Raw genomic sequence first — 8,740 nt, 5'->3', positions numbered from 1 at the left:
TATATAAAAAACGACAGCAGCCAAATGTTTTTTCGAGCAGAACTTCCTGTTCTCGGTTTGGATATATACGAAAACGGTAAGCTATGTTATGAGTTATTTTTTCCATATGATCAGCCTCGCTTTCCATCGCTTCGACTGATTATATTATACTATATCCCTTTGAGTAGAACAAGCGTTCTGCCTGTATTTGCTGTATTTATTTTGCAATTCATCTCCCACCTGTAGAGGAAGGAGAATTCTTGCTAGCTCTTGTTAAAATTTTATAGATATTGTAAAATCCAGTTTTTCAATATCATCTGCTGTTTATCATACATCTTTAACTCAAATAATGTTTTCGTTATCTGTTCCCTTGCTGCATTTTCCACAATCGGATTCTGTGCTTCTATCAAAACCTGAATATTATATGCTAACCAGCCCAACATAGCATCGCATCCACATAGGAATATCTCATTCCAATATTCGTACTTTACATCTATCCATGAACGATATGCATTCATCAATGCATCAAACTTTTCCTTATTACAATTCTGATTTTCATCAACAATCCAATAGTTTAGTACCTGTATCAGTTCCTCATACGGATTTATATAACCAGCAGCTTCCCAGTCAATAATATATGGAACATCGATTTTCCACATAATATTTTTAGGATCTAAATCTCGATGACTTATCACCTGATTACATTTCAGTTTTGCGGCATTTTCAACCACATCACAATCCCATTGCTCCAACTGTAAAACATTTTCCTGAAAAAGCGAATACACTTCAACATCTTTTTTCAAGGCAGATAAAAGATACTTCCATTCATATTTACAACGCACTGTATTTTCCGGATACAATCCTTCCACGCAAATATTTGAAGCATGGATTTTTCCTAATTGCTCTCCGACTTTTGCACAATGAGCAGCTGTTATATCTGGATAAAAAACTGATTTTCCGTCAAACCATTCAAAAATTTCATAATATGCATGATCCACTTCAAAAATCATTTTTCCAGCCACAGATTTTACACAAATTGCAGAAATATCATTTTCATTTTTTAATCTATATGCAATACGTCCTGCCTGTTCAAGTTTTTCCAAGGCATCTGGCTTATTCATAACATTAGAATTTAATACTTTTATTGCATATTTCCCTTGATTAGTTTCAACACAATACATTTTATGCAGCAGACCGCCAGTGACAATTTTGGGTTCTTGCTCGAAGTCCCCTAACTCGCATATTCTACATACCTTCTCTAAATTATTCATTTTGATAAATTCTACTTTGCCTTATGAATTATTTTATGACCTGAATAAATTGCCATAATCATACAAAATAATGCCGCAATGCTCCACCATTTATGTGCTTTCATCGTTTCATCCCTCCATTTCTTACTCTGCCAGTTCACTCAATGCATGATAAAAGTCCGGATATTCTCTTTTTAACCGAATCAGCTTGCCTTTCGGATTGATAAATCCATGTTCTGAATATCCTTGACATACAATTTCTCCCTGCGCATTTGTCATAGTATATTGCAATTTCAATTTTACTTCTTTGAATTCTTCTACTATGACATCAATGTCAATAACATCTTCAAAGGTTGTGCTTTTTTTATATTTGCAGTTTACTGCTATAACCGGAGATATAATGCCTATTGACTCCAGTTTTGCATAGTCCCATCCAATCTGTCTGAGAAAATCAATTCTGGCTTCTTCCATCCAACGGATATAATTTGAATGATGTGTAATCCCCATTTTATCTGTTTCATAATACTGCACAATATGTCTGTATTTCTGCATTATAAAGACTCTCCCAATGCTTCTACCTCTGTCAGCTTCGGACAGGCACTCATGCTGCCTTTGCTTTCCATATTTGGAACAGTAATGATTCCACAGTTTTCCCACTTCACATAAGCAGCTGTTGCACGATACTGTTCGATTGCAGCATCAAATACATGATCTGCACCGGCATCTAACAACAACGCTGTTTTATGAAAATGAAATCCTGCTGTTGCCCCCACATACAAACGATCGATGACTGCTTTTAACTGTGCAGTGATATCGAACCAGTAAATCGGAGATGCAAATACAACCATATCCGCATCTTTCAATTCTGCATACACCTGTGTCATATCGTCTTTCTGTGCACATTCTCCATTATGAGAGAAACAGTACTCACACGCCATACATCCACGGATTTTCATGGTACCAACAGGTAAGTTGACTACTTCATGTCCTTTTTTCTCAGCACCTTTTGTAAATGCCTGCGTCATAATTTCTGTATTTCCACCTTTACGTGGACTTCCGTTTAATACTACGATTTTCATATTTATGTTATCTCCTTTTTCATCAAAAATCTAATCCCAGTTCTCTTCCGGATATTTCATACCCCAGTCTTTCCGAAGTTTTGTCATAATGTCCATGACATCTTTCGTATATTCCAGATGCATTCCATTTGCATTACCGCTACGCACTGCCCGCTCCATATCCAGCATTTCATAATACAGTGCATTGCCAGTCTCACCTTCTGTAATTTCTGTCCGTTCCCCGGTTTCGGCGTCCACGATAACTGCTTTATCAGCACGCGGATATTCCATAATTTCAATATATCCTTTTTCACAACTAATCATGGCACGTTTTGGTTGTTTTGAATGCATAGATAATGCTACTGTTGCCATCTGTCCCTGTGAATTCTGCAGCAAAACAGTTGCCTGCTCGTCGGAACCTGTCGGAGATGGTTTCCACTGACTTAATATATTGGTTGGAGTCTCATCCATAAAACTACGGACAATCGAAAGTGCATAGACACCAATATCAAGCATTGCTCCTCCCGCCAGATTCAGATTGAAAAAGCGGTTCTTCATATCATATTCCTTAAAACTGCCAAAATTCATTGTTATGATCTGGACTTTTCCAAGTGCTCCTTCTTTTACGATGTTCCACAATTTCTTATAAATCGGCATATGCCAGATGGTCATCGCTTCAGCCAGAATTAAATTCTTTTCCTGTGCCAGTGCGATCATCTGATCCAGTTCTCTGCTGTTTAATGTAATGGATTTTTCCACTAAAAGATGCTTTCCATACTGTAATGCCTTTTTCATAAAAGTATAGTGTGTGTTATGTGGACTGGTAATATAAATAATATCGACATCTTCATCCTCAAACATATCATCGATCTGATCATATACTTTACCTACACCATATTTTTCTGCAAAATCTACCGCCTTCTGATGAGTACGGTTTCCAACTGCATACAGAGATTTTCCCATTTTCTGCAGCGCCTGCGCCATTTCATTTGCAATCACACCGGTTCCAAGTACCGCCCAGTTAAGGTTTTCTCTCATCTCTTTTGCCTCCTGAAATTTCTTTGTTTATCTGCCACATATTTTCTCACAGATTCATTATTTTTTCTATGCTTTTTCTGTAAAAACTTGATAAACTCGTATGGTTTTGGCATTATATTTCCAGCCACACATTTAGAAATGTAATTTCAAAAAGGATGAGTCTTCCAATTTCAGCGGAAAACTCATCCTTTTCTTATTATTTATGTATTTTTTATCAGCACATAATTATTTTTTTGTAATATATCCCTGTGCCTTCAGAAGTTCTGCACAAAGAACCGCTCCACCTGCAGCACCACGAACCGTATTATGGGAAAGTCCTACGAACTTCCAATCATATACAGAGTCCTCACGCAGACGACCTACATTGATACCCATGCCTTTTTCATAATCAACATCAAGCTGAACCTGCGGACGGTTATCTTCCTGCATGTAGCGGATAAACTGCTTCGGTGCACTCGGAAGATTTAACTCCTGCGGAACGCCGCTGAACTGCTCTAATTTTTCAATGAGCTGCTCTTTTGTCGGGTTCTTGCGGAATTTCACGAAAACTGCTGCTGTATGTCCGTTTAATACCGGAACACGGATACACTGGCAAGTGATAACCGGTGAAGTTGCAGGAACGATCTCGCCTTTCTCCTCATCGATCTCACCCCAGAGACGAAGCGGCTCTTTCTCGGATTTTTCTTCCTCTCCGCCAATATATGGGATAATATTTTCTACCATCTCCGGCCAGTCTTTGAATGTTTTACCGGCTCCGGAAATCGCCTGATAAGTAGTTGCAACAACCTCATACGGCTCAAACTCTTTCCAGGCTGTCAGTACCGGTGCATAGGACTGAATGGAACAGTTTGGCTTTACAGCGATAAATCCGCGTGTTGTACCAAGACGTTTTTTCTGATATTTAATAACGTCCATATGCTGTGGGTTGATCTCCGGAACTACCATCGGTACATCCGGTGTCCAACGGTGTGCACTGTTGTTTGATACAACCGGTGTCTCTGTTTTTGCATATGCTTCCTCAATGGCTTTGATCTCGTCTTTTGACATATCTACGGCACTGAATACAAAATCTACTTCCGAAGCAACTTTCTCTACTTCATTTACGTTCATGACTACAATGTCTTTTACTGCTTCCGGCATCGGAGTTGTCATTTTCCACCGATCGCCAATGGCGTCCTCATATCTCTTTCCGGCTGAACGCGGGCTCGCTGCGATTGTTGTTACTTCAAACCACGGATGATTTTCCAGCAGAGAGATAAATCTCTGACCTACCATTCCTGTTCCGCCTAATATTCCGACTTTTAATTTCTCACTCATTTTTACATCCTCCATTGCGATCGTTTTTTGATATACATCTCACTTTTTGTCCGTTTACCGCGAACAATTGTCTTTGTCTTGTGCTATCTTATAACAATTCTCAGAAAAATGCAAGTCTTTCTTTTATTTCTTTACTTGGTTTCCTGTAAAATTTCAATATTTTCCAGCCAGTCATGTGCCAGATATTCTTTTTCAATTGCGATTACCTGCATCATGGCTTCTTTACTCGGTGCACCGATGGTCAGACGTTTGTTCACACAGGTATCCATGGAAATAGCATCATAAATATCCTCTTCAAATACCGGACTGATGGCTTTTAATTCATCCAGAGACATATCATCGATCGCAATGCCTTTGTCGATGCAGTACAGTACAATACGACCTACGATTCCATGCGCATCACGGAACGGAACACCATGATTTACCAGATAATCAGCAGCATCTGTCGCATTTGTAAATCCATGGCGTGCACTCTTGCTCATAACTTCTTTGTTAAATTTCATTGTAGAAATCATACCGGTAAACAGTGCCAGACAACCTTTAACGGTATCAATGGCATCAAACGTCAGCTCTTTGTCTTCCTGCATGTCTTTATTATAAGCAAGCGGAATGCCTTTCATAGTAGTCAGAATAGACATCAGTGCACCGTACACGCGGCCTGTTTTTCCACGTACCAGTTCAGCAATATCCGGATTCTTTTTCTGCGGCATGATACTGCTTCCGGTGCTGTATGCATCATCGATTTCCACAAATTGATACTCATTGGAATTCCAGATGATGATTTCCTCGCAGAAACGGCTCAAATGCATCATGATTGTAGATAATGCGGATAAAAATTCAATAACATAATCACGGTCAGATACAGAATCCATGCTGTTTAAGGTCGGACCTTCAAATCCAAGCAGGGATGCCGTATATTCTCTGTCTAACGGGTAGGTGGTTCCTGCTAAAGCACCTGCACCCAGCGGACAGTAATTCATACGATTATAAATATCATGCAGACGGCTTCTGTCACGTTTGAACATTTCAAAATAAGCACCAACATGGTGAGCTAATGTAACTGGCTGTGCTTTCTGCAGATGTGTGAATCCAGGCATGATCGTCTCAGTATTCTCTTCCATGATTTTTAACAGTTCCTGTAACAGATCTCGTACAAGTTCATCTGTGTAAAGCACTTCCAGACGTGTATACAGACGCATATCCAATGCAACCTGATCATTTCTGCTTCGTCCGGTGTGAAGTTTTTTACCGGTATCACCCAGACGGTCAATCAGATTTGCCTCCACAAAGCTGTGGATATCCTCATATTCATCTGTAATTTTCAGTTTACCGGATTCTACATCTTTGCAGATCTCATCGAGTGTCCTTACAATATCCTGCATCTCTTCTTTTGTCAGGATTCCCTGCTTTCCAAGCATGCATACATGCGCGATGCTTCCCTGGATATCCTGTTTATAAAATTTCTGGTCAAAAGAAATTGATGCGTTAAAATTATAAACCAGTTTGTCCGTCTCCTTTGTGAAACGTCCTCCCCATAATTGTGCCATCTCGTTGTTCCTCCTTCAATTCTCTTATCTGCGCACAGTTTATCCCTGTCAAGATTCTTCCTGCGCTTTTGCCCTTTTTTCCTGTTCCCGCTGCAACTTTGAATAGACACAGCCGCAATAATCCTGCCGGTACAGACCATAAAGTTCCGACAATTCCACAGACCGCTTATATCCATTTTTCTTCTTAAAGTCAGAATTCAAAAAAGCAGTAGCTCCGTGACAGTATTCTGCTGCCACAGCCTCTCCTACCTCGTTCAACAATGTTGCATTTTTCAGCGGACTAATGGTCAGTGATGTCGTGAAATAATCAAATCCATGTGCCTGCGCCAGTTTTGCTGTTTCTGACAAACGCAGCACAAAGCATTTTTCACAGCGGATACCGCCTTCTGGAACATGCTCTAATCCTTTCACCTCCGCAACAAACCGTTCAGGCTCATAGTTTCCTTCCATGAAAGACACCGGATATTTCACCGGCAATTCCCGGATCAGACGTTTTTCCTCTTCCACACGCTTGTGATATTCCGCTGCATCCGTGATATTCGGATTATAAAAAAATACCGTGATGTGAAAATATTCCGCCAGATATTCCAATACATAGCTGCTACATGGTGCACAGCAGGCATGTAATAACAGACTCGGAACTTTTTGCTCCGTCTGCAGTTTTTGAATTTTCTTTTCCAGTTCTTTTTGGTAATTCTGCTTCATAACTCATTTATTTTATACGATTCCTGCTATTTTTACAATAGCAACCAATGCTATTTTCACATACATTATACTATATCCGTTACAGTTCACTCATCACATGTATGCAAGATAATGCTTAATACTGTTATAAATTTGAAGGAGGACTCTCATGCATTCGTTGTTTGAAATTCAACATTTGTCCTATGCATATCACACGATGCAGGGGGAAACCGCTGCCTTATCAGATATCACCTTTACCGTTAATACAGGAGACTTTGTTGCCATCGTCGGACCCAGCGGATGTGGAAAATCTACCCTCTTAAATCTGCTGGCCGGCATGCTCACACCGGAATCCGGCACACTGCTTTTAAACGGTAATCCACTGACGGCAGACAGCCGATGCCATATCGGATATATGCTGCAGCAGGATTATCTGTTGGAATGGCGCAGCATCTGGAAAAATGTACTACTTGGACTTGAAATCCGTCATGAAGTAACAGAAGAAAGCTGTTCTTATGCAAAACAGCTTTTGAAACAATATGGTTTGGAGAAATTCTCTCATTCTAAGCCAAGTCAGCTTTCCGGCGGCATGCGGCAACGTGTGGCTCTGGTCCGTACTCTCGTATTAAAACCGGAGCTGCTGCTCTTAGACGAACCGTTTTCCGCACTGGATTATCAGACACGCCTGTCGGTCAGCAACGACATCGGTTCCATTATCCAAAAAGAAAAGAAAACAGCGATCCTTGTCACACATGATCTGGCGGAAGCCGTCAGTCTGGCAGACCGCATCATCATACTCACGGAACGTCCCGGACGTATTCATCGCATTATACCTGTGGCATTTCCGGAACAGCTGACACCGATGGAGCGCCGGGATCACGCTGATTTCAAAACCTATTTTAATCTTATCTGGAAGGAGCTGCACCATGAAACGACCTGAAACTGCGCAGGAAACCTTCCTGTATCAGCATCAGCAATACAAACGAAAAATACACTTTTTGCGCATTTTTATCTTTGTGGTTTTTCTCGTTCTCTGGGAACTGGCAGCAGATCTGTCCTGGATCAATGACTTTATTTTCAGTTCCCCGAAACGGCTTGTCACCTGCTTTGTGCAAATGCTGATGGAAGGAATCATCTGGCAGCATGTCAGCATCACATTGTTGGAAACAATGATCAGTTTTGTGCTGGTCATTCTTTTTACCATTCTGATTGCAGTTTTGCTCTGGGCAAAAAAATCTGTCTCTGATGTATCAGAACCGTATATGGTTGTGCTGAACAGCCTGCCAAAATCTGCCCTGGCGCCACTGCTAATCGTATGGCTGGGCGGCAATTACAAAACCATCATCGTCACCGGAATGTCTGTGGCAATATTTGGTTCCATCCTCAGTCTCTATCAAGGCTTTCTGGGTGTCGATCCAAATCAGATGAAACTGATTGAAACACTGGGTGGGAATCGACGGAATATCCTGACAAAAGTTGTTTTTCCAGCCAATATTCCCAATCTGTTTTCCATCATGAAGGTAGACATCGGACTTTGTCTGGTAGGCGTTGTAATTGGTGAATTTATTTCTTCCCGCCGGGGGCTGGGATATATGATCATTTATGGCAGTCAGATCATGAAACTGGACTGGGTCATTCTTGGAATCGTGATACTCTGTCTGATCGCCATGGGATTGTATCAGTTGATTGTATCTTTAGAGAAATGGTATCTGAAAAAGGTATAACCGTTGTCATTATCAGTAGATATATAGGGAACACGAAAACGCTGTATCCGGATCATTCTGTGGATACAGCGTTTCACTTTCTTTTACTGTTTTTCAAATGTTTTACTGTCTTTTACTGCTAATCAATTCTAACTTTTATATTC

At 40.5% G+C, this 8,740-nt stretch carries 10 protein-coding genes and 1 pseudogene; 2 read left to right on the top strand and 9 right to left on the bottom strand.

Features of this window, described 5'->3' with window-relative positions:
• The 9 genes from HMPREF0373_RS16525 to HMPREF0373_RS11130 form a co-directional block, all read right to left on the bottom strand.
• The coding region (locus tag HMPREF0373_RS16525) for a helix-turn-helix domain-containing protein (protein WP_147597891.1) at positions 1-106 on the bottom strand (106 nt) is incomplete at its 3' end.
• 154 nt (positions 107-260) lie between these two features.
• Entirely contained in the window at positions 261-1,250 is a 990-nt protein-coding gene (locus HMPREF0373_RS11160; protein ID WP_021739829.1) for a phosphotransferase, read from the bottom strand.
• A gap of 11 nt (positions 1,251-1,261) precedes the next feature.
• A complete protein-coding gene (locus HMPREF0373_RS17360) occupies positions 1,262-1,354 on the bottom strand; it encodes a DUF6219 family protein (RefSeq protein WP_022036558.1) in 93 nt (30 codons plus the stop codon).
• 19 nt (positions 1,355-1,373) lie between these two features.
• The gene (locus HMPREF0373_RS11155; protein WP_021739827.1) at positions 1,374-1,781 is read right to left on the bottom strand and encodes an acyl-CoA thioesterase; all 408 of its coding nucleotides are present in this window, start codon (positions 1,779-1,781) and stop codon (positions 1,374-1,376) included.
• Positions 1,781-2,308, bottom strand: a complete 528-nt coding sequence (locus HMPREF0373_RS11150; RefSeq protein ID WP_021739826.1) for a flavodoxin family protein — start codon at positions 2,306-2,308, stop codon at positions 1,781-1,783. The genes HMPREF0373_RS11155 and HMPREF0373_RS11150 overlap by 1 nt, the downstream gene beginning before the upstream one ends.
• 30 nt (positions 2,309-2,338) lie before the next feature.
• Positions 2,339-3,325, bottom strand: a complete 987-nt coding sequence (locus HMPREF0373_RS11145; RefSeq protein ID WP_021739825.1) for a Gfo/Idh/MocA family protein — start codon at positions 3,323-3,325, stop codon at positions 2,339-2,341.
• 225 nt (positions 3,326-3,550) lie between these two features.
• Positions 3,551-4,642: an aspartate-semialdehyde dehydrogenase gene (gene asd, locus HMPREF0373_RS11140; RefSeq protein WP_044964037.1), complete on the bottom strand. Its 1,092-nt coding sequence runs from the start codon at positions 4,640-4,642 to the stop codon at positions 3,551-3,553.
• Between the two features lie 131 nt (positions 4,643-4,773).
• Positions 4,774-6,189: an argininosuccinate lyase gene (gene argH / locus HMPREF0373_RS11135; RefSeq protein ID WP_021739823.1), complete on the bottom strand. Its 1,416-nt coding sequence runs from the start codon at positions 6,187-6,189 to the stop codon at positions 4,774-4,776.
• A 48-nt stretch (positions 6,190-6,237) separates the two neighbouring features.
• Positions 6,238-6,894: an epoxyqueuosine reductase QueH gene (locus HMPREF0373_RS11130; protein ID WP_021739822.1), complete on the bottom strand. Its 657-nt coding sequence runs from the start codon at positions 6,892-6,894 to the stop codon at positions 6,238-6,240.
• Between the two features lie 148 nt (positions 6,895-7,042).
• On the opposite strand from HMPREF0373_RS11130, the pseudogene HMPREF0373_RS11125 reads away from it, so the two are divergent.
• A pseudogene (locus HMPREF0373_RS11125) lies at positions 7,043-7,547 on the top strand (ABC transporter ATP-binding protein); the annotation flags it as partial.
• 252 nt (positions 7,548-7,799) lie between these two features.
• Positions 7,800-8,597, top strand: coding sequence for an ABC transporter permease (locus HMPREF0373_RS11120; RefSeq protein WP_021739820.1), 798 nt, complete (start codon positions 7,800-7,802; stop codon positions 8,595-8,597).
• Positions 8,598-8,740: the final 143 nt, after the last annotated feature.

Source organism: Eubacterium ramulus ATCC 29099 (assembly GCF_000469345.1).
Lineage (GTDB): Bacteria > Bacillota > Clostridia > Lachnospirales > Lachnospiraceae > Eubacterium_I > Eubacterium_I ramulus.
Note: the sequence above shows the minus strand (reverse complement) of the source record. Positions and strands in the feature narration are given on the sequence as shown.